Origin of the sequence: Petrotoga sp. 9T1HF07.CasAA.8.2 (assembly GCF_002895585.1) — a bacterium.
Lineage (GTDB): Bacteria > Thermotogota > Thermotogae > Petrotogales > Petrotogaceae > Petrotoga > Petrotoga mobilis.
Genome location: NZ_AZRI01000036.1, coordinates 114,797 through 136,585, shown reverse-complemented (window position 1 = coordinate 136,585; position 21,789 = coordinate 114,797). Strand labels below are relative to the sequence as shown.

16 protein-coding genes, 2 tRNA genes and 1 pseudogene are annotated in these 21,789 nt (G+C 34.5%); 6 read left to right on the top strand and 13 right to left on the bottom strand.

Features of this window, described 5'->3' with window-relative positions; translation table 11 throughout:
• The first annotated feature begins 249 nt into the window (after positions 1-249).
• Genes X925_RS08250 through X925_RS08240 form a run of 3 tightly spaced genes read left to right on the top strand, consistent with a single transcriptional unit; the run spans position 250 to position 2,694 of the window.
• A complete protein-coding gene (locus X925_RS08250; RefSeq protein WP_012209502.1) occupies positions 250-624 on the top strand; it encodes a DUF2089 domain-containing protein in 375 nt (124 codons plus the stop codon).
• A gap of 16 nt (positions 625-640) precedes the next feature.
• Positions 641-1,750, top strand: a complete 1,110-nt coding sequence (locus X925_RS08245; protein WP_121959659.1) for a DUF4097 family beta strand repeat-containing protein — start codon at positions 641-643, stop codon at positions 1,748-1,750.
• Between the two features lie 2 nt (positions 1,751-1,752).
• Complete coding sequence (locus X925_RS08240; protein WP_121959658.1) at positions 1,753-2,694, top strand: hypothetical protein; 942 nt, start codon at positions 1,753-1,755, stop codon at positions 2,692-2,694.
• On the opposite strand, the gene X925_RS08235 is transcribed toward X925_RS08240, so the two are convergent.
• Positions 2,695-3,420, bottom strand: a complete 726-nt coding sequence (locus tag X925_RS08235; RefSeq protein WP_369974001.1) for a WecB/TagA/CpsF family glycosyltransferase — start codon at positions 3,418-3,420, stop codon at positions 2,695-2,697. It lies immediately after the preceding gene.
• A gap of 205 nt (positions 3,421-3,625) precedes the next feature.
• On the opposite strand from X925_RS08235, the gene tig reads away from it, so the two are divergent.
• The 3 genes from tig (at position 3,626) to X925_RS08220 (ending at position 5,163) form a co-directional block, all read left to right on the top strand.
• Positions 3,626-4,954 (top strand): trigger factor, encoded by a 1,329-nt coding sequence (gene tig / locus X925_RS08230; RefSeq protein ID WP_041534145.1) that lies wholly within the window; start codon positions 3,626-3,628, stop codon positions 4,952-4,954.
• Positions 4,955-5,005: 51 nt separating this feature from the next.
• Positions 5,006-5,082: transfer RNA gene (locus X925_RS08225), tRNA-Asp, on the top strand.
• A gap of 4 nt (positions 5,083-5,086) precedes the next feature.
• Positions 5,087-5,163: transfer RNA gene (locus tag X925_RS08220), tRNA-Cys, on the top strand.
• A gap of 13 nt (positions 5,164-5,176) precedes the next feature.
• Here the strand turns inward: X925_RS08220 and proB are convergent.
• The 12 genes and pseudogenes from proB to argJ form a co-directional block, all read right to left on the bottom strand.
• Positions 5,177-6,280, bottom strand: a pseudogene (gene proB, locus X925_RS10625) (glutamate 5-kinase); the annotation flags it as partial.
• Between the two features lie 7 nt (positions 6,281-6,287).
• Entirely contained in the window at positions 6,288-7,283 is a 996-nt protein-coding gene (locus X925_RS08210) for an isocitrate/isopropylmalate dehydrogenase family protein (protein WP_012209496.1), read from the bottom strand.
• An 11-nt stretch (positions 7,284-7,294) separates the two neighbouring features.
• A complete protein-coding gene (locus X925_RS08205; RefSeq protein WP_012209495.1) occupies positions 7,295-7,798 on the bottom strand; it encodes a 3-isopropylmalate dehydratase small subunit in 504 nt (167 codons plus the stop codon).
• Between the two features lie 30 nt (positions 7,799-7,828).
• Positions 7,829-9,088, bottom strand: coding sequence for a 3-isopropylmalate dehydratase large subunit (locus tag X925_RS08200; RefSeq protein WP_012209494.1), 1,260 nt, complete (start codon positions 9,086-9,088; stop codon positions 7,829-7,831).
• Positions 9,063-10,208, bottom strand: coding sequence for a homocitrate synthase (gene nifV / locus X925_RS08195; protein ID WP_012209493.1), 1,146 nt, complete (start codon positions 10,206-10,208; stop codon positions 9,063-9,065). The genes X925_RS08200 and nifV overlap by 26 nt, the downstream gene beginning before the upstream one ends.
• A gap of 155 nt (positions 10,209-10,363) precedes the next feature.
• Positions 10,364-11,401, bottom strand: a complete 1,038-nt coding sequence (gene argC, locus X925_RS08190) for an N-acetyl-gamma-glutamyl-phosphate reductase (protein ID WP_121959657.1) — start codon at positions 11,399-11,401, stop codon at positions 10,364-10,366.
• Positions 11,398-12,723 (bottom strand): argininosuccinate lyase, encoded by a 1,326-nt coding sequence (gene argH, locus X925_RS08185; protein ID WP_121959656.1) that lies wholly within the window; start codon positions 12,721-12,723, stop codon positions 11,398-11,400. The genes argC and argH overlap by 4 nt, the downstream gene beginning before the upstream one ends.
• Positions 12,720-17,210 carry a carbamoyl-phosphate synthase (glutamine-hydrolyzing) large subunit gene (gene carB, locus X925_RS08175; protein WP_233187764.1) on the bottom strand — a complete coding sequence of 1,497 codons (4,491 nt, stop codon included), beginning with the start codon at positions 17,208-17,210 and terminating at the stop codon, positions 12,720-12,722. Before carB ends, argH begins: the two co-directional genes overlap by 4 nt.
• A 25-nt stretch (positions 17,211-17,235) precedes the next feature.
• Positions 17,236-18,279 (bottom strand): glutamine-hydrolyzing carbamoyl-phosphate synthase small subunit, encoded by a 1,044-nt coding sequence (gene carA, locus X925_RS08170; protein ID WP_121959655.1) that lies wholly within the window; start codon positions 18,277-18,279, stop codon positions 17,236-17,238.
• A 1-nt stretch (position 18,280) separates the two neighbouring features.
• Positions 18,281-19,465, bottom strand: coding sequence for an acetylornithine transaminase (locus X925_RS08165; protein ID WP_121959654.1), 1,185 nt, complete (start codon positions 19,463-19,465; stop codon positions 18,281-18,283).
• Complete coding sequence (argB, locus tag X925_RS08160) at positions 19,452-20,351, bottom strand: acetylglutamate kinase (protein ID WP_121959653.1); 900 nt, start codon at positions 20,349-20,351, stop codon at positions 19,452-19,454. The genes X925_RS08165 and argB overlap by 14 nt, the downstream gene beginning before the upstream one ends.
• Positions 20,348-21,544: a bifunctional glutamate N-acetyltransferase/amino-acid acetyltransferase ArgJ gene (gene argJ, locus X925_RS08155; protein WP_369974003.1), complete on the bottom strand. Its 1,197-nt coding sequence runs from the start codon at positions 21,542-21,544 to the stop codon at positions 20,348-20,350. The genes argB and argJ overlap by 4 nt, the downstream gene beginning before the upstream one ends.
• Positions 21,545-21,789: the final 245 nt, after the last annotated feature.

The following is a 21,789-nucleotide window of genomic DNA, read 5'->3' as shown; positions in this document are numbered from 1 at the left end:
AAGTGAAATTTTTCTTTGAATCCCGATTATTCTAATAAGTATTATATCATCGATTATATCAAATACCTATCCCTTTTTTTAAAATTTATATTAGAAACCATTAAGTTTAATTTTTTTATTTAGAAAATAAAAAATTTTTTATTAAAAGTTGACAATTTTAAAGTTTTATGTTATAATTTTTTCAAAATAACGAGAAAGACTATCAAAATATCATAAAAAACATAAAAAATAATAATAGGAGGTCCTAATATGCCTAAATACCGCTTATCCAAATGCCCTGTTTGTGGAGGGAAGTTAAATATCGTAAAATATCGATGTGAAGAATGTGGAACTGAAATAACTGGTAACTTTGAATTAGAGGAATTTGCTCAATTAACAAACCAACAATTAAATTTTTTGAAGATTTTTATCAAGGTTAGAGGAAATTTATCGGAATTACAAAAAGAGCTTGGAATCTCTTATCCTACGGCAAAAGCAAGATTAGAAGAAGTCGCCACAGCGATGGGATACGAGTCTGAAAACATTGAAAGTAGAGAAAAAACACTTGAAATTCTTGAAAAAATTGAAAAAGGAGAAATTACCCCTGAAGAAGCAAAAGAATTATTAAAAAAGTACAAAAAATAAAAAGGAGTGATTTTTAATGCAAAAGATTGATTTGAATGTTGTAAAAGTGATAAAAATAAAGGCACGAAACTTTCATGGAAGAATAAAAATTTGCCACGGTGAAACAACATATCTCGAATACGCAGATCAAGACATCAACGTAGAAACTAGCTGGGGATCAGATCGTACAAGTGTATCAATCGATATAGATTATGAAAAAGGTGATTTCTTATCAAAGTTCTTTTCTTTCTCTAGAATGTTCCATGAAGTACCTATTAATTTGTACATAGGAGATCAAGTTAACAATATATCGTTAGACTTATCCTCAGCTGATATAGAAACAGACTTGGATTCTACCAACTTATACAATTTAACGATCAAAACTCGATCAGGAGATGTGGATATTAGAGGATCTAATCAAACTAAAACTTTGAAATCTTTAAGGGTGGATACCGGGTCTGGGGATGTAAGTATCGACTTAAGTAACAGTGAGATGGATGAATTAATTTTAAAAGGAGCTTCGGGAGATTTTGAAATTCACAACCTAAACATATCATATGGTGATTTTAGCATGGCTAGTGGCGATGTTCTAATTCAAAACTCTAAAATTGAAAATCTTAAGTTAAGTATGGCTTCCGGTGATGTCTCAATAAAAAATTCAATCGTGAAAGTAGCAAATTTTAAATCAGCGAGCGGTGATATCTCCGTAGATTCCCTAGATAAAGATTTTTACTGTACCGTAAACACTGCTTCCGGTGACATAGATCTAATAGTTCAAGGAAAAGAGAAAATTTATTTAGAAGCTCCAATACACAGATTTTCATCATCTATAAGATCAAACGTCGATTTAGTTCAAAATAATGATTCTTCTACTATGCCAAAGAAAAGAGTTTTAAAAATTAATGTGCTGACAGGAGATATTAGTATTAGAGGAGTAGAAATTCAGGGGAAAAGCATAGATTGGCAGGAAGAAGAAAAAGGTGAAGATGTTTCGCAAGACGATGAATTCTTAACTATTGAAGAAAAAAAGATTTTGTCCTTATTAAAAGAGAGAAAGATTTCTCGATCTTTTGCGATAGAACTTTTAAAAGAGTTGGGCTACTCTGATGAGTTAGCAGATAAATTTTTGAAGGACAGGGGGGAATAATAATGCAAGGAAGAATTATATTAGTCGCGTTAGGTATTTTAATTGTTTTATCAGTCATTTTCAACGAATTCTTAGTTAGTTTCAACCTGGTAGAATTCTTTTTTGCGGTGATTTTTCTTGCAGGTGGGCTAACCTTTTTCAAAAAAAGAAACGTAGGAACTTTAGGAAGTCTAATATTTGGAATAATACTTATGATAGACACATTTGAGTTGTTCCCCACCTCGCTAAATTTTTGGGAACTGTTTCTGTTGATGATCGCATCTTATATTATTGCTGCTGGATTTAAAGGGCTGTTCCATATTAGAAAGCCCCACTTAAAGATTGACAAATCAATCATATCTGAAAATCTTCCTCCTAAATTTATAGGTGACACACTTGATTTATCAACAGATGTAGACTGGAGCTCTGTAACTATTGACTCTTCTAAGATAGAGACACCTGTAAAAGTAAAAGCTGTAATTGATAATGATATATATTCTTTTAAACAAGAATATGACTCTTCTAAAGTCCATATTTTGAACAAGTTGAAAGTATCCAACGTAAAAGTACCTGAACGGGCAAAGATAACTGTATATTTAAATGAGAATATTAATTATAATTATCGTGCGAAGCTGAACGTTAGTGTAGCTTTTTTTGATTTAAGACAAATTAAAACAAGAGAAGTAAGAATCAAATCTACCGCATCTAAAATCACCTTGATACCTTCTCAGAAGGATAACACCACAGTTGATGTAGACTCTGAAGTTTCAGCGATAAACATAAAATTGCCTGGGGATGTCGCTTTAGTATTGAACCATGTTGGAGATTTGAACTTCAAAAATTTTGAACGAATGTACCAAAGAGAAGATGGAACTTATATTTCTGATAATTTCTCAGAGGCATCTTACACTTGTTATCTGAATATTTCCTCAGAGATTTCACGTCTAAATGTTGAATTTATATAATTAATCTTTATTTCTATACAAATTCATATAAAATTTAAATAAATCGGGTAATTTTTTGAATCGGTGGGGCTCTTCAAACATTCTATACAACCATTCTAATCCAAGTTTTTGAAAGAAAAGAGGAGCCCTTTTTGTTATTCCAGCAAATACGTCAAAGCTACCACCAACCCCCATCATAAGCTTAGCTTGTAACGTTTCATAGTTTCGAAAAATAAAGGATTCCTGTTTTGGAATTCCCATCCCTACAAAAAGAAGATCCGCTTTACTATCGTTAATTTTTCGAACTACCTCTCCTTCAGCATTTGCATCAAAATATCCATGGTGATAACCAACTATATTTACCTTGAATTCTTTCTCAATTACTTGAGATGCTTGTTTAACCACATCCTCTTGTGATCCCAGTAAAAATATTCTATAATTACTTATTTGAGACAATTCTAACAAATACTTCATTGTATCTATACCGGGACACCTTTCCGTCTCAATTCCTTTCTTTTTGAGTAATTTGACAATCCCCACTCCATCGGGAATAGAAAAAGATGCTTTACTAATGGCTTTAGAATAATCGTTACCTTTTAAATATTCCATATACATCAACGCATTTAAAGTAACTATCCAAAGCTTCTCTTTTCCTATTTGTTCTTCGATAAAAGAATAAATATCATTTTGACTGCCATAAATCATTGGAATATCTTTCAAAAGGAACTGTCCAATCAATACTTTCACCTCTAAATACTATTTCGAGTCGAAATATTGTATCACAAATAAATTAGAATTTCCAAAAAAATATTATACAAATAAAAAGTTGAGTTATGAAAAATGTTTACACTATAAAAACAAAAATTGACGTTTAATTAACCAAATTCCCTCTCTTTCATTGTATAATACTTTGAACTTTGATGAAAACTTCTCAAAATTAGGAGGAAGAATCATGGAAAAAACTTTACTTAGTCAAGACAAAAATGTTAAGAAATACCTTATCAAATTTTCTAAAGATGAAATTGAAAAAATAGAAGATCAAATCGTTCGAGAAATTAACCAGCATTACACCTTTGAAGGATTTAGAAAGGGTAAAGTCCCCAAACAGGTTATTAAGTTGCGTTTAGGTCCCGATTTCAATAATATGTTGTTAGAAGAAGCCGAACATGAGCTAGATCACAAAATCAGAGAAGAAGAAAATTTACTCTTCCCAATTATTGTTGAATCAAAAGCTCAAGATGAGGAACACATAGAATTTGAAGTTTTACTTCACACCTATCCTGAAATTACAAAAACAGAATTTGAAAATATAACGGTTAAAATCCCTGAATCTAAAGAAGTGGTTGAAGACTTTGTTCAAAGAAGATTGAATGATTTACTGGAGAGCAACGCAATATTAGATCCAAAAGAAGAACCAATACAATATGGAGATTATGTAAGAATTAATTATGATTTAGTAGACGAAAACGGTGAAATAATCAAGTCCAATGAAGAAGAAGAAATAGTAGTAAGAGAAAATGACGAAAGAGAGCTGGTTAAAAACCTTCTCGGGAAAAAATCCGGGAACGAATTTGAATTAGAAAAAGAAGACCAGGGCAAAAAATTGGTTCAAAAAGTGCGAATCGCACAAGCTTATACAAGAAGACTTCCAGAATTGAACGATAATTTCGCCAAAGAGTTGAATATTGAAGTAGAAACATTGAACGACCTGAAAGAGATGCTGAAAAAAGAAGGAGAAGAAGCTGTTAAAAATTGGCAGGATGAATTTGTGATTAACTATATCTTATCTGAGTTACCCAATTATGTTGATATTGATATATCTGAAGAAAGCATAAATTATTATATTGACTCGACAATAAACGACCTAAAAAGCAAGGATAAATACGAAGAAAACTTAAAAAAATTTGAAAATGATGAAAATAAATTGAGAGAAGAAATCAAAAAGAGTGCTTTAAATTGGATTAAAGAGATGGTTGTCATCGAAAAAATATCTTTAGAAAACAACATAAAAGTAGGAAATGAGGAGTTATCTCAAGAAATTAAGAACTTCTCAACTATGTATGGTTTACCTTTCTCTCGCGCTCAGGAAATAATAAGCTCAAATCCCGAACTATCAAATGAAATCCTGTGGAACAAATTAAGAGAAAAAGTTGCCCAATTCATCAAAGAGAAAGTACAAATAGTTGAAATATCAAAAGAAGAGTTTGAAGGTGAAAATGTAACCCCAAACGAAGAACAAAAAGAAGAAGTCATCACTGATGATGAAGCAAGCGAAGAATAGAATAGACTAGACAAAATAAGAATTATATGATAAAATACACTTGAAGTTGAAGGGGACGTGGTGAAGTTGGTTATCATGCCGGTCTGTCACACCGGTGGCCGCGGGTTCGAGTCCCGTCGTCCCCGCCAATTTGGCAACGTAGCCAAGGGGTCAAAGGCGGCGGTCTGCAAAACCGTTATTCGAGGGTTCAAATCCCTCCGTTGCCTCCATTATAACTAAATTATCCCTGTGTATTACTTCTTCAGGACCAACGTTGTCTTTGAACGTAAGAATTTCATTGGTTTTCTTACCAATTATTTCTTTCAATTCCTTTGATGAATAGTTTACCAAACCCCTTCCGATATTTTCTCCTTTTTTATTGGAGACTATCACCAGATCTCCGATGGAAAAATTTCCTGTTAAACTTACAATTCCTACCGCTAACAAACTTTTTCCTTTTAAAAGTGCCTCGCGAGCTCCATTATCCACAATCAATTCTCCTTTTGGCTTTAAGCTGAACTGAATCCACCTTTTCCTTTTGCTCATCTTTTTATCTTTAGGTAAAAAGGTTGTACCAATGTTGAACTTCGTATTTTCAATATTATCAACAGCTTTTGTGATGATACCCTCTTCGTAAGATGGGAGAATTGTTAAAGGTATTCCTGAAGCATTGGAAATCTTTGCTGCTTTTAATTTTGAACTCATTCCTCCAGTACCAAGTTTGCCACTCTTTCCGTTGGCAAGATTTTCAAGCTCGGGGGTAACTTCTTCAACAATATTAATCAGCGATTTCGGGTTCCCTAAATTTTTTAATAATCCTGGAATATCCGAGAGAATGATCAATAAGTCTGCTTCCAACAAGCTTGCAACTTGAGCAGACAAAACATCATTATCGCCTAATTTAATTTCATCTGTCGTTACTGTATCGTTTTCATTTACAATAGGTACTACATCATTTTCTAAAAGTGCATTCATCGTATTGTATGCATTTAAATAACGCTGACGATTAGAAAAATCGTCAGCCGTTAAAAGTATTTGAGCCACTTTAATATTTTTAACTGCAAAAAGATCACGATATTTAGAGATCAACACACCTTGACCAACTGCTGCACAAGCCTGCTTTTCAGAAACAGAATAAGGTTTATAACGGTAACCTAACTCACTTTTGCCAGCGGCAATAGCTCCTGATGAAACAATAATTATATCTTTTTTTCTTTTAAACTTTAATTCAGTCACTTGCTCGACGATTTTATTCATCTTACCAACATTTATTCCATTCTCATCGGCTATTGAACTACTACCAACCTTTATAACTATCTTATAAATTCTATCTTTCAAAAAAATCACCAACCATTCAATTCAAAAATGAAATAATTTTATTTTTTATAGACTCTATGTTACCTTTTCCACCTAAATCCGGGGTTAAACTATCTATATCTTTAACTGTTGAGGAAATAGCGTTTTCGAGTTTTTTTGCTAACTCGTTCAGCTTTAAATAATCTAACAACATAATGGATGAGCTTAATAAGGCGATCGGGTTTGCTATACCTTTATTAGCTATATCCGGAGCACTCCCATGGACTGCCTCAAAGATAGCAGTATCCTCACCAATATTAGCAGCTGGAGCAAGACCCAATCCTCCTATTAAACCTGCAGCTAAATCGGAAAGGATATCTCCGTACAAATTTGGGGCTACAACTACATCAAATTTTTCAGGATTCAACACCAACTGCATTGACATATTGTCAATGATCTTTTCTTCGTACTCTATTTCAGGATATTCATTTGCTACTTTTCTAATAGCTTCCAAAAATAAGCCATCTGTAATCTTTAGAATGTTAGCCTTATGAACAGCTGTGACTTTCTTTCTTTTATTTTCCTTTGCATAATTAAATGCAAAATATGCGATCTTTTCACTTGCGCTTTTTGTTATAACTCTGACGGCACAAGCTGTATCGTCAATCTTATACTCAATCCCTTTATACAAACATTCGGTATTTTCTCTCACTACAACCAAATCGACATTATTGTACTTAGTATTGAGACCCTCTAAACTTTTAACAGGCCTTAAATTTGCATATAAATTGAACCGTTCTCTTAGTGTAACGTTCACACTTCTAAATCCTTTGCCTATCGGCGTAGTTATAGGACCTTTCAAGGCTACTTTATTTTTCCTAATCGAATCGATCACATAATCAGGCAGTGGAGTTCCATATTTTTCAATTACCTTCTCTCCAGCTTCCACTAAATCCCAACTAATAGGAGCTTTCAAATGTTCAAAAATCTCTACCACTACAGAGGTTATTTCTGGACCTATTCCATCACCCGGAATCAAAGTAACTGTATACATAAAATCACCTACTATTCCATTAATTCTAAAGTACCATATTTTTTGTAATAATTAACCAAACCCCCACTTTGTAAAATCTTTAGCATCACTTTGGGGAGAGATTTAATCTTCAAAATTTCATCTTTGGTAAGATTCTTAACTACACCTTTTTCTAGATCAACAGTCAATAAATCACCTTCTTCTATATTATCAGTTGGAACTTCAACTAAAGGTAAGCCAATATTTATGGAATTTCTATAAAATATTCTGGCGAAAGATGTTGCTATAACAGCACTTATACCAGCATGTTTTATCACTAAAGGAGCTTGTTCCCTAGAAGAACCACAACCAAAATTTTCTCCTGCAACAATGAAATCACCTTTTTTGATTTCATTATAAAAATTTGGCCTTAGATCCTCCATCAAATGAACAGATAATTCATCCATATCGATGGTATTGAATTTGTATTTTCCAGAAATAATGTAGTCGGTGTTCACATCATCACCAAATTTATGAGAATAACCTTTTAATTCCATTATTTATCCTCCCGTTCTAAAAATTAACTTTCACAAATATTTTCGGGGATCCGCTATTTTTCCCTCAATACAAGAAGCTGCCACTGTGGCAGGTGATCCCAAATAGATGAAAGCTTTGTTGTTTCCCATTCTTCCTTTGAAGTTTCTATTTGCTGTAGAAATTACATTCTCGCCATCTGAAGGTACTCCATTATGTGTACCCACACAAGGCCCACAGCCTGGGGCAACTACCGTAGCTCCAGCTTGAATTAAAGTTTGAATTATTCCCTCATTCATAGCTTTTAATAAAGTATCTTTAGATGCAGGAGCCACAATAAGTCTAACACCCTTATGGATTTTTCTGCCTTTTAAGATATTCGCAGCTATTCTTAGATCTTCAATTCTTCCGTTAGTGCACGTACCTAACAAACCTTGATGTATAGGAATACCTTCAACTTCACTAATTGGACTAACATTATCAACGGCATGGGGTTTGGCAACTTGAGGTTCCAAATCGCTGACATCAAATTTGTATATCTTTTCATAATTTGCACCTTCGTCTGATTCGTAACTTTTAAATGGTTTATCAGTTCTTTCTTTTATCCAATTTTCAGCTTTTTCATCAAGTTTCATCAAACCGACTTTGGCTCCCATTTCCACTGACATATTAGAAATGGTAAATCTTGCCTCAACCGATAAATTATCAATAACTGGGCCCTCAAACTCTACAGCCTTGTAAGTTGCTCCATTGGCGGTCATATTCTTTATAACATACAACGCAACGTCCTTAGAATAAATACCTTTTGAAAGAGAACCTTCTAAAACAATTTTTATACTTTGTGGTACCTTAAACCATAACTTACCACTCGCCATAGCAATAGCCAAATCTGTTGAACCGACACCCGTTGAGAAACAATTAAGGGCCCCATAAGTACACGTGTGAGAATCAGCCCCTATTACGATCTGTCCAGGTAGGGCATGCCCTTTTTCGGGCATTAGTTGATGACATATGCCCTCACCGATATCGTAAAACTTGGTACCGTAATTGCTACTAAAATCTCTCATCAATTTATGTAACGCAGAAACCTTTTCACTTGGACTGGGAGCGTTGTGGTCTATTACAAAGGCTACTTTTTCAGGGTAGGCAACCTTTTTAGCTCCAACATTTTCAAACGTCTTAATAGCTAATGGAGTGGTTCCATCTTGCCCCATCATGAAATCAACATCAACTATGACTATTTCCCCCGCTTCAACATCTCTTCCCAAATGATCACTGAATATCTTTTCAGATATTGTTTTGTAAGTTGACATCCTTTATCTTTTCCTCCCTCATTTCGTTGTAAAGATAGATTAACTCTTTATCGAATAAGCTTCTTTTGAGTTGAACAGATAGGGATCTTACCCTTTTTAAAATCTCTTCTCCTTCTTCAGGAGTTAAATCTATTTCGTATTCTTTGAATTTTGCAATAATTGCGTTCCTCCCGGAATGTTTTCCAATAAGTATTTGTCTTTGTAATCCTACTTCTTCAGGAGTGAAGGATTCATATGTTTTGGAGTCCTTTAATACACCGTCTGTATGAATGCCAGACTCGTGAGCAAAAACATTATGGCCTACGATTGTTTTTGATAAAGGAAGAACTCTTCCTGACGCCTTAGCAACGTATTCACAAACTTCTTTTAGTAAGTGAGTTTTTATTCCCAAATCATTTTTGTAAATGTATTTAAGAGCCATCACCACTTCCTCTAAAGCTGCATTACCTGCTCTTTCTCCTAACCCATTTACCGTAACACCTGCGTACTTAGCACCCGCTCTTATTCCTGCCAATGTATTAGCTGTAGCTAAGCCAAAATCGTTGTGAGTATGCATTTCAACATTTATACCAACTTCGTCTATTATTCTTCTGATATGTTCGTAGATGGAAAATGGTTCCATCATGCCAACGGTGTCACAGTATCTTAACCTATCCGCTCCTGCCTCTTTAGCCTCTTTGGCAAACTTTATAAGAAAATCCATATCAGTTCTAGAGGCATCTTCAGCGTTTACAGACACGTACAAATTGTGTTTTTTGGCAAATTTTGTGGCATCTACCATGCTTTTTAATACCCAATCCCTATCTTTCTTTAATTTATGTTTGATGTGAATATCTGAAGTGGAAATAGAAATGGCAACAGCATCAACCCCACAATCAATAGATTCTTCAACATCCTTTATAACTGCTCTATTCCAGCCCATAATTGATACACCTAAGTCTAATTTACTTATCTTTTTTATGGCTTCCTTTTCATCTCCACCCATCGTGGGAATCCCGGCTTCGATCTGATAAACCCCTAACTCTGCTAACATCTTCGCTATTTGGACCTTTTCTTCATTGGCAAATACTACCCCGGCAGTTTGCTCGCCATCTCTTAAAGTTGTATCAACTATATACACGTTACTCACGTTCTTTTGTACGTTCTTCTTTCCATTAGATTTAGAAGAATCGTACCCTCCCTCCTTTCAATTTTTGTTTCTATTGTAACTCTAGACTTACATCAAGGTCCTTAAATTTTTCTTAATTATACATTAATTTCAAAAAAATATCAAGCTCATGGAAAAATTCTTATTATATCAAGTCCTTTATTCTCGGGTAGTCCAAACATTAAATTCATATTTTGTACCGCCTGACCACTGGCACCTTTCATTAAATTGTCAATCACGGACATGATTATTAAAGTATTTGTATGTTCGTCCGTTTCAAAACCTATTTGACAGAAATTAGAGCCAGCAACACTTTTAGTAGATGGATATTTTCCAGGTTTAAGAATTTTTATAAAATAATCGTTCTTATAAAATTCTTGGTAAAGATCGTAGACTTCTTTTAGGGTTATATCTGATTTCAAATTACAATAAATCGTACTTAAAATTCCTCTTGTCATAGGAACAAGATGTGGGGTGAAAACAATTTTTACCTCTTCTTGCATTATCTTTGATAACTCCTGCTCTATTTCTGGAATATGTCTATGTTTAGCCACGTTATACGGTTTAGTATTTTCATTACATTCTGAATATAGGTTACTAAATTTAGGTTCATGACCTGCACCCGATACCCCAGATTTACTGTCAATAATTATGTTTTTATCTGTCACAACTCTATTTTTTAAAACAGGGGCAAGTGCCAAAATCACACTAGTTGGATAACAACCTGGATTGCCCACAATTTGTGCATTTTTAATCTTTTCCCTATTTAACTCAGTTAATCCGTAAACTTTGTTAAATTTATCGTATTCTATGTCATCATTTGAACCATACCAATTTTTGAAAACATTAAAGTCATCGAAACGAAACGCTGAACCTAGATCTATCAATCTCTTACCTGCATCCACTACCATCTTACCGATTTCGAAAGTTAGTTCGTGAGGTAAAGTTGAAAATATAATATCGCAAGTAGCAACCGCTTTTTTGAAATCATCACCCTCTAATATCAGATCACAAAATCCATCGAGACCTGGATAAACTTCCGAAATTAATTGGGATTCAAAGTGTTTTGATGACAGATAAGTTATTTTAGCATTCGGGTGTTTTGAAAGAATTCTGACTAATTCCATACCTGTGTATCCTGTTGCCCCAAGTATACCTACATTCATACATCTTCCTCCCATCTGGCTGCCCCAATTGTTTTACGGCTTTTTAGAATATTTTTTATGTCTAAAACTTCATATACATCCTCATCTATCGACTGACAAAAATTTTTAAATTCTGAAATATTCAACTCTTCTATTGGAACTTTTTTTGTTATAGCGTACGCAACTAATTTTCCAACTATATCGTGAGCGGTTCTAAAAGGGATCCCTTTTTTGACCAAATAATCTGCCAAATCCGTTGCATTGAGATAACCAAATTTTACTGCCTGTTTCATTTTTTCTTCGTTCACACGCATTGTTTTCAACATACCTATAAATACCTTTAAACAAACTTTTAATGTATCAACTGTATCAAACAGTGGTTCTTTATCTTCTTGCATATCTTTGTTATACGCAAGGGGTAAACCTTTCATAGTTGTTAAAAGGCTAAGCAAATTTCCATATACCCTACCCGTTTTACCCCTGATTAATTCAGCAGAGTCTGGATTTTTCTTTTGTGGCATTATACTACTTCCAGTCGAATATTCATCGCTCAGTTCAACAAAATTGAACTCTTGGCTAGACCAAAGTACTATCTCCTCAGAAAATCTACTCAAATGCATCATTATCAAAGAAGCTATTGATAAAAATTCAAAGATGAAATCCCTATCGCTTACTCCGTCAATACTGTTTAGTGAAACCTCATTAAAACCCAACAACGAAGCTACATATGTTCTATCTATATCGTACGATGTCCCAGCTAAAGCTCCTGAACCTAAAACCGAAACATTCACTCTTTTCAAAGAATCTTTCAACCGATCTATATCCCTTTTAAACATCTCTACGTATGCCAACAAATGATGAGAAAATGTGATAGGTTGAGCTCTTTGCATATGTGTGTAACCGGGCATAATTTTGTTTTTGTATTTTTTTGAAAGTTCCACTAAAACGACATTCAATTGTTCTAATAAATCTATAATTTTGAATATTTCATTTCGTAAGTACATCCTTTCATCTGTTGCTATTTGATCGTTCCTACTTCTGGCTGTGTGAATCTTTTTGCCCACATCCCCTATCTTTTCAACCAACATTTGCTCTACCAATGTGTGCACATCTTCTACCTTTGGAATCTCTTCAAACTTTTCTTCTTTTATTTCTCTTAACGCCCTTTCAATTTGTTCAAACTCTTCTTCAGAAATAATTTTTGCCTTTTTCAACCCTTCCGCATGGGCTAATGACGCTTCTATATCGTAGGGCAATAATCTGATATCAACATTTATTGACGAATTAAATATTTCCATGTCTTCTGCAATTTTTTCTTTAAACCGACCTCCCCATAATTTCATTGTTCTCCTCCTACAGTCGTTTTGTCGTATTTTTGATTTTCAACAAAATGCTTCATCTGATAAGCTCTCATCTTCAAAGGTAGTCCAAACAAGTTTATAAAACCTTCTGCATCCTTTTGGTCGTAAATTTTATCTTCTCCAAATGTAGCTAACTCTTCGTTGTATAAGGAATATGGTGAACTTAATCCTGCAGTTATAATATTTCCCTTGTAAAGTTTCAATTTCACAACACCGGTAACCACCTTCTGTGTTTCATCTACAAAAGCATCTAAACTTTCTTTCAACTGAGAGAACCACAATCCATTATAAACAAGATCCGCATACTTTTGTGCCACTAAATCTTTGAATCTTGACGTTTCTTTGTCAAGTACCAAGCTTTCCAGTTCTTTGTGTGCAGTATATAGTAATGTTCCACCTGGAGTTTCATACACACCTCTTGATTTCATTCCAACTAATCGATTTTCTACGATATCTGCAATCCCCACACCATTTATTGATGCAATTTCATTGGCTTTCTTTATCAACTCTACGGGAGAAAGGTCTTCTTCGTTTATCTTCACTGGAATCCCTTTTTCAAATTCTATGGTTACATATTCAGCAACATCGGGTGCTTTTTCGGGTGGAGTAACCATATCGAATAACTCAGCTTTAGGTTCATTCCAAGGATCCTCTAAATCTCCGCCTTCATGGCTTATATGCCATATATTTTTATCTACACTGTATATTTTTTCTTTGGTTATAGATATTGGAATTCCCTTCTTTTGGGCATAGGCAATTTCTTCCTCCCTAGACTTAATTTCCCATATTCTCCAAGGAGCAATAATTTTTATAGAAGGATCTAATGCCTTAATAGATACTTCAAATCTTACTTGATCGTTACCTTTACCCGTACAACCATGAGCAATAACATTTGCACCTTCTTTTTGGGCAATCTCAACTAGTTTTTTTGCCATTAGAGGTCTTGCAAAGGATGTTCCCAACAAGTATTTACCCTCGTAGATTGCTCCAGCTTTTAAGGTGGGAAAAATATAATCGGTTACAAATTCTTCCACAACATCTTCTACGTAAACCTTACTTGCACCACTTGAAAGAGCTTTTTTCTCGATAACATGTGTTTCTTCTCCTTGACCTACATCAATACATACTGCAATAATTTCACAATTATACTTTTCTTTTAACCATGGTATGATTACAGATGTATCTAACCCTCCTGAATATGCCAATACTACCTTTTCCCCGGTTTTCATAAATAAATCACCTCTTTTTGATATTTGAAAATTTTTTTGTAGATTATGATAATAACCTACGTATTCGTTCAAGGACTGTACATTATTTTTTCCGATTTTGCAATTCTTTGTTGCTTCAATTGATTTTTGAGCTGTTTCCAATGCTGTAAATAGAGGAATGCCGTTTTCTAAAGACGTTCTTCTTAATTTGAATCCAAAGTTGGATACGTTTTTACCTTTTGTAGGTAAATTAATAACCATTGAAAAATAACCTTTCTTTACTAACTCTAATGATTTTTGGTGATCTATCTCTTTTATTGTAATATCCATCAATTTGAAGGCTTCTGCTGTCCCAGTAGTTCCCCACAATTCGTATCCACAGCTTTGAAGATATTTAACAAAACTTTTACTTCCACTCACTTCTTTTTCTGGAAATGATAATAGTACATTACCCGTAGAAGGAACATCCAAATGAGCACTTTTAAAAGCCTTATACATCGCATTATGATAGTCGAAATCGATGCCAAGAGTTTCCCCTGTAGATTTCATCTCTGCACCTAAGGCAACTTCAACACCTGGCAATTTTTCTAATGAAAATATTGGCGCTTTAACCACCGTATATGGGATTTTTAGATAAAAAGGTTCATAATACCCAAGTTCTTTCAAGTTATTACCTAACGCAATTTCAACTGCCAGTTTTATCATTGGAATTCCTGTTACTTTACTGATTATCGGAACCGTTCTTGAAGCCCTAGGATTCACTTCAATAACGTAAACTTTTCCCTCTTTCACGATAAATTGAATGTTTATTAAACCCTTAACTTTCACCGCTTTGGATATTTTTTCAACGTATCTCACAATTTCTTTCTCTTCTAATTCTGACAAGGTTTTGGCAGGAAATACGGCAAAACTGTCACCTGAATGAATTCCCGCTTTTTCAATATGTTCCATTATTCCAGGAATTAATACATTTTCTCCATCAGAGACGGCATCAACTTCAACTTCTACTCCTTCTATGTATTCATCTATTAGAACTGGTCTATTGGGTGATAAGTCTAAAGCATGTGATAAGTACTCGAATAATTCATCTTCGGAATTAACCTTTTCAATAGATTGTCCTCCAATCACATAAGAGGGTCTAACTAAAAGAGGAAACCCTAAACGCTTAGCAATTTCTCTAGCTTCATCAAATGAAGTAACGTACCCACCACGAGGCTGATTGATCTCCAACTCTTTTAGCAACAGTGAAAATCTTTTTCTATCTTCACACAAATCAATATGCTCATATGATGTTCCCAAGATTTTGATTCCATGTCTTTCAAGTTCTTCACCTAGATTTAAAGCTGTTTGCCCTCCAAACATGACCATTGTCCCCATTGGATCTTCTTTTTCTATGATATTCAAAACATCTTCTTGAGTAAGGGGTTCGAAGTACAATCTATCACCTGTATCAAAATCTGTACTGACGGTTTCAGGATTGTTGTTTATGATGATTGATTTGATACATTTTTCTTTTAATGCCCATAGAGCTTTAACTGTACAATAATCAAACTCCACCCCTTGTCCGATCCTTATCGGTCCTCCACCTATAACTATGACTTTTTTTATGTCCTTGTGAACCTCTATTTCGTCCTCTTCACCATAAGTTGAGTAGAGATATTGTGTTACTGAATCAAACTCCGCTGCACATGTGTCAACCATTTTGTATGACGGAGTAATAGCATAGGTTTTTCTCAATTCTCTAACTTGATCTTCTTGTAACCCGTTTAATTCAGATATTTCTTGGTCTGAAAAGCCAAGACCCTTTGCTTCAAGTAATAGGTCGTAATTCAATTGGGAGAATCTAATAGTATTTTCAAAATCGACGATGTTTTTTATTTTTTCTAAAAACCATTCGTCTATGAAGGTTAATCTATGAATATCAAAAACCTTATAACCTCTTCTAAGTGCTTCGGCAATATGAAACAATCTTTTTTCGTTCGGAATTTGTAAATGTTCTACTAATTCTTCATCGCTCTCTTTTTGAACCTCTTTAATTCTCAAGCCTTTAATTTTCATATCAAGAGAGCGTACCGCCTTTAATAAAGAACTTTCAAAGGTACGCCCAAGTGCCATCGTTTCACCAGTGGATTTCATTTGTGTACCTATCTTTTTATCAGCTTGATAAAACTTATCAAAAGGCCAGCGGGGGATCTTTGTGACAACATAATCTAAAGATGGTTCAAAAAAAGCTGTTGTTTTTCCAGTAACGGGATTTTTTATCTCATCCAAAGAAAATCCTATTGCGATTTTTGTAGCAATTTTTGCTATAGGATACCCCGTTGCTTTGGACGCTAAGGCACTGGATCTACTCAAACGAGGATTCACTTCAATAACTCGATATTCTTCGTTATAAGGATTGAGGGCAAATTGAATATTGCAAGCACCTTCTATCTTTAAAGCTTTTATTATCTTAATGGATGAGTCCCTTAACATTTGATGTTCTTGATCTGTCAACGTTTGAGAAGGTGCAACAACTATACTATCTCCGGTGTGAATTCCTACAGGATCAAAATTTTCCATATTACATACGGTGATGCAATTATCAAAAGAATCCCTAACCAATTCGTATTCGATCTCTTTCCAACCCAATAAGGATCTTTCTATTAAGACCTCTTTCATCATGCTCTTTTTCAACCCATTCTCTACAAATTCTATTAACTCCTCTTCGTTGTAAGCAAATCCACCACCTGTTCCTCCTAAAGTGTATGCTGGGCGTATTATCAAAGGATACCCAACTTTGTTAGCAAAATTTATGGCTTCGGATACTGTCGACACCGTGAGGCTTTCAGCGATAGGTTCTTCAATTTCTTGCATTTTTCTTTTAAATAATTCTCTACTTTCTGCTATTTTTATGGATTCAACCGATGTTCCCAATTCTTGAATATCGTATTTATCGATAATTCCACTATCTTTTAGTTGGATAATTAGATTTAAGCCTGTTTGGCCTCCCAATGTTCCTAAAATCCCATCGGGTTTTTCTTTCTCTATAATGGAAATTAAAGTATCCATTTCAAGGTTTTCCATATAAACTACATCTGCTATTTCTGTATCAGTCATAATAGTTGCAGGATTGTTGTTTACCAATATTACTTTACATCCTTCTTCTTTTAAAGATTTACAAGCTTGGGTTCCTGAATAATCGAATTCTGCAGCTTGACCTATTATTATTGGTCCAGAACCTATCACTAAAACACTTTTTATTTCGCGTTTTTTTGGCATTGTTGACCTCCCCGGAAGTATGTTTTTAGTTTCTATAGATTGAATCTTTGATTTTTTTAAAAATAAAAGTTGTATCGTGAACCCCAGGCCCACCTTCTGGATGAAATTGAACAGTAAAAATGGGATACTTCTTGTGCATAATTCCCTCGATACTATGATCGTTTAAATTGATGTAGGTGATTATTACATCTTTGTTTTTCACTGACTCTTTTTCAACCATATAACCGTGGTTTTGAGAAGTGATATAACATTTATTATTCAATAAATTCTTCACAGGATGGTTGGTACCTCTATGACCAAATTTCATTTTTACAGTATTAAAACCCAACGCCAAAGATATTATTTGATGACCTAAACAAATTCCAAAAAGTGGTTTCTCACCTATAAACCCCTTAGCTAAAAGTATTGCTTCTTTTGCCTTTTTTGGATCACCGGGGCCGTTGGAGAATAATACTAAATCTGGTTGAACTTTATCTACATCATTTTTACTACTGTTATATGGAAAAACGTAAAGATCGTAACCTTTAGATTTGAGCTGGTTTACTATATTTTTCTTAACTCCCAAGTCTATTAAGGCTATCTTTGGACCGTTCCCTTGAATTCTATAAATTTCCTTTGTTGAAACGCTATCAAGTAAATTCTCATTGGAAGTTGGAACTTCAAAATCCTCCTCTGTGGTTATCACACCATTCATACTACCTTCTATCCTTAACTTTTTCGTAAGGGCCCTTGTATCTACTTTACTTAAAATAGGCACTTCATGTTGGTTTAAATAATCTAAAAGTGAATACTGAGATGTGTGATGAGAGGGAAATTGACAGTAATCTTTAACTATCAAACCTTTGATGGTGGGGCTTTTTGACTGTAAATTCTCTAAATTTACACCATAATTTCCGATCAATGGATAGGTCATTACCAGTATTTCTCCTGCATAAGACGGATCCGTTATTGATTCTTCGTATCCAGTCATAGACGTGTTAAAGACAACTTCGCCTTGTCCAAAATCTTTTTTACTTATAATTTCTCCTTCAAAAATGGTAGAATCATTTAACTTTATAAATCCTTTCATCTTAATACCCCATTTCTACAAAAACTTCTTCGAGAATATTCATACCCTTGGCTATCTCATCTTTTGTGATTATAAGAGGAGGAACAAATCTTAAAACATTGTGGCTTAAAAGATTTATCAAAAGTCCTTTTTCCATAGCTTTTTTTACTATATCACTGCCTTCTTCTATGTCTAACTTGACTCCAATCATCAAACCTTTTCCCTTAACCTTATCAATTATCGAATGTTTTTCCTTCATTGCTAATAATTGATTTTTGAAAAATTCACCATTTTCTTTCACAGTATTCAGAAAAGATTCTTGTGCAACGTTTCTCATAACAGCCATGCCAACTGCACAGGCTAATGGATTCCCACCAAATGTCGATCCATGATCCCCGGGTGTAAATACGTCAGCTTTTTCATTCACAACAAGCACACCGATGGGGAAACCACCACCTAAGGCTTTCGCAAGGGTCATCACATCGGGTACCACTCCAGAATGTTCATAGGCAAAAAGTTTTCCGGTTCTTCCTATCCCTGTTTGAACTTCGTCAAAAATTAAAAGCAGATCGTTCTCATCACAAAGTTTTCTAACTTGTTGAAGATATTCATCTTTTGCTTCGTTTATTCCCCCTTCACCTTGAATAACTTCTAACATTACAGCACATGTATTTTCATCAATGGCCGACTTTAGTGAATTTATATCGTTGTACTCTACGCTTTCAAATCCTTCCAATAGAGGTTCGAAGTTCTTGTGATATTTTGGCTGGGCTGTTGCCGTCAATGCACCGTAGGTTCTTCCATGAAATGAGTTCTTTGCCGTGATAATTTTGTATCTTCGCCCATTGTACTTAGTGTTTCCATATTTTCTTGCTAACTTAATCGCAGCTTCATTCGCCTCTGCTCCACTGTTGCAAAAAAAGGCACTTTTCCCAAACGATTTTTCACAGATCATCTTGGCTAACTGTATTTGATTACTATTCCAATAGAGGTTAGAAATATGGATCAATTTGTCAACTTGAGATTTTACTGATTCAACAACTGCAGGATGAGAATGCCCCAAAGCATTAACGGCGATCCCAGCTACAAAATCTAAGTACTCTTTACCGTTTTCATCCCAAACCTTTATACCTTTCCCTTGAACTAAAGTTATAGGAAATCTTGAATAAGTATTCATTACATACTTTTTATCTTCAGAGATTGTCATTATCGTAAACCTCCTTCGCTATCATAGTTCCCACACCTTTGTCTGTGTATATTTCTAAAAGTAAAGCATGGGGAATTCTTCCATCTATTATGTGTGCTCTTTTCACTCCGTCTTCTAACGCTTGGATGCAGCATTTTAACTTAGGAATCATTCCACCAGTAATAAATTCAGAATTCAATAAATCTTTTGCTTCTCTATATGACAGTCTTGAAATCACACTTTCTTCATCTTCTTTGTTTTTCAAGATGCCTTCTACATCTGTCAATAAAACAAATTTATCCGCCTTCAAAGAGGAAGCAATTTTACCTGCCGCCATGTCGGCATTAACGTTATAAGTTTTCCAATCTTTCCCAATTGCACAAGGCGCGATTACGGGGATATAATCTTTTTCAGTTAAATTCAAAATTACCTCTTTATTCACATTTATTAACTTACCAACATAACCCAAATCCCCTTGGGACAAATCTTTTTCTGCCAACAATAAATTTGCGTCTTTCCCACTCAATCCAACAGCCTTTCCCCCTATTTTATTTATCAACGATGTAATCTCTTTATTTACCTTACCAACCAACACCATCTCTACTATTTCCATAACTTTTTCATCAGTTACCCTTAATCCATTTACAAATTTTGTTTCTATATTCAAACTTGCAAGCATTTTATTGATATCTGGTCCTCCGCCATGAACGATAACAGGATTCAACCCAACATATTTCATAAGTACGATATCTTTTGCGATCATCGATTTAATTTGTGGGTCTTTCATAGCGTTACCACCAAACTTAATAACAGCAATACTTCCTGCAAATTTTTTTATGTAGGGTAAAGCTTCGATCAAAACTTCCGCTTTAGATATCTCATCGGAAAACTTTTCAGTTTTTATCATGTTCTGTACCCTCCATTTATTTCTACATATTTGTAACTAAGATCACATCCCCAAGAAATAGCACTCTCTTCACCATCTTTTAAATCTACAATAATTTTCAATTCTTTCTCACCTAGAATTTCTTTTGCTTTAATTTCGTTAAACTCAATAAAATGACCATCTTGACAAAGTTGAATCTTTCCTACACAACTTTGAAACCAGACATCTACTCTATTGGGATCAAAGTTTCCTCCTGAATAACCAGCGGCCGCTAACACCCTTCCCCAATTAGCGTCCTCTCCATGAATTGCTGTTTTTACTAGATTAGACTTGGCTATGGACCTTGAGATCAATTTAGCATCTTCTTTCGTCTTTGAGTTTTTTACTTGTACCTCAAAAAATTTAGTAGCACCTTCCCCGTCTATCACAATTTTTTTTGCTAAATTTTCAACTACTTCATAAAGGGCTTTTTGAAATAAATTGTATTCGTGAGAATCTTCTGTAATTTCTTCGTTTTTAGCCTGCTTATTAGCCAAAATAAGAACCGTATCGTTGGTACTTGTATCGCCATCAACCGTTATCAAATTGAAAGAATCATTAACTGATTGCTTTAAAGCCTTATTCAAGGCTGATTTAGAAATGTTTGCATCTGTCAAGATGAAAGACAACATTGTAGCCATATTGGGATGAATCATACCTGAACCTTTGGCAACCCCCGTTATTGTGATCTTTTTACCACCAATCACAACTTGTGTAGAGTTAATTTTTGGGAAGGTATCTGTAGTCATTATCGCCTGTGCGAAACTTACAAGATCATCATTTGCTAAATCAATATTTTTTTCAAATGATTCTATGCCGTTTAAAATTTTTTCAATTGGCAATGGAACACCTATAACACCTGTTGAACTTACAAATACATCTTCTGACTTTAAATTTAAGATCTGAGCGGTTTTTTCTGCCATGCTTATCGCATCTGAATATCCTTTTACACCAGTGCAAGCGTTTGCGTTACCACTATTCACAATAACAGCTTGTATTTCGTTATCCTTAATGTTCTCCATACTCAAAATAACTGGAGCCGCTTTAACTTTATTCGTGGTAAAAACGGCTGAGGCATTAGCCTTTTTTTCTGAGTATATCAGTCCTAAATCTTTTTTGAGCTTCTTGATTCCACAGTGAATTCCCCAGACTTTAAAACCCAATGGTAAAACAATACCTTCTTGCATTATTTCCGTACTTTCCATACACTAACCTCCCTCGTATAATATGTATGGATATGAAACTTAAAAAAAGGTACTAAAAATCTGTTTTTTTCTCTTTTTCATTATTTCTTTTGTAAAGAGATGCCCTAATGCTAAAATAGTACCAGGATGATTAGCGAGGGAAGATTCCCCTCCTCCTTGCAAGACCTTTTGGCCGTTGCTTTTAGAGCTTGCTTCCTGACTTAGCAGTCAACTTG

Excerpts from the sequence above, each read along its gene's own strand:
- X925_RS08250 (WP_012209502.1), top strand. The coding sequence starts at position 250 with ATGCCTAAATACCGCTTATCCAAATGCCCTGTTTGTGGAGGGAAGTTA.
- X925_RS08245 (WP_121959659.1), top strand. The coding sequence starts at position 641 with ATGCAAAAGATTGATTTGAATGTTGTAAAAGTGATAAAAATAAAGGCA.
- X925_RS08240 (WP_121959658.1), top strand. The coding sequence starts at position 1,753 with ATGCAAGGAAGAATTATATTAGTCGCGTTAGGTATTTTAATTGTTTTA.
- tig (WP_041534145.1), top strand. The coding sequence starts at position 3,626 with ATGGAAAAAACTTTACTTAGTCAAGACAAAAATGTTAAGAAATACCTT.
- X925_RS08210 (WP_012209496.1), bottom strand. The coding sequence starts at position 7,283 with ATGTATACAGTTACTTTGATTCCGGGTGATGGAATAGGTCCAGAAATA.
- X925_RS08205 (WP_012209495.1), bottom strand. The coding sequence starts at position 7,798 with ATGGAATTAAAAGGTTATTCTCATAAATTTGGTGATGATGTGAACACC.
- X925_RS08200 (WP_012209494.1), bottom strand. The coding sequence starts at position 9,088 with ATGTCAACTTACAAAACAATATCTGAAAAGATATTCAGTGATCATTTG.
- argC (WP_121959657.1), bottom strand. The coding sequence starts at position 11,401 with ATGAATGTAGGTATACTTGGGGCAACAGGATACACAGGTATGGAATTA.
- argH (WP_121959656.1), bottom strand. The coding sequence starts at position 12,723 with ATGAAATTATGGGGAGGTCGGTTTAAAGAAAAAATTGCAGAAGACATG.
- carB (WP_233187764.1), bottom strand. The coding sequence starts at position 17,210 with ATGCCAAAAAAACGCGAAATAAAAAGTGTTTTAGTGATAGGTTCTGGA.
- carA (WP_121959655.1), bottom strand. The coding sequence starts at position 18,279 with ATGAAAGGATTTATAAAGTTAAATGATTCTACCATTTTTGAAGGAGAA.
- X925_RS08165 (WP_121959654.1), bottom strand. The coding sequence starts at position 19,465 with ATGACAATCTCTGAAGATAAAAAGTATGTAATGAATACTTATTCAAGA.
- argB (WP_121959653.1), bottom strand. The coding sequence starts at position 20,351 with ATGATAAAAACTGAAAAGTTTTCCGATGAGATATCTAAAGCGGAAGTT.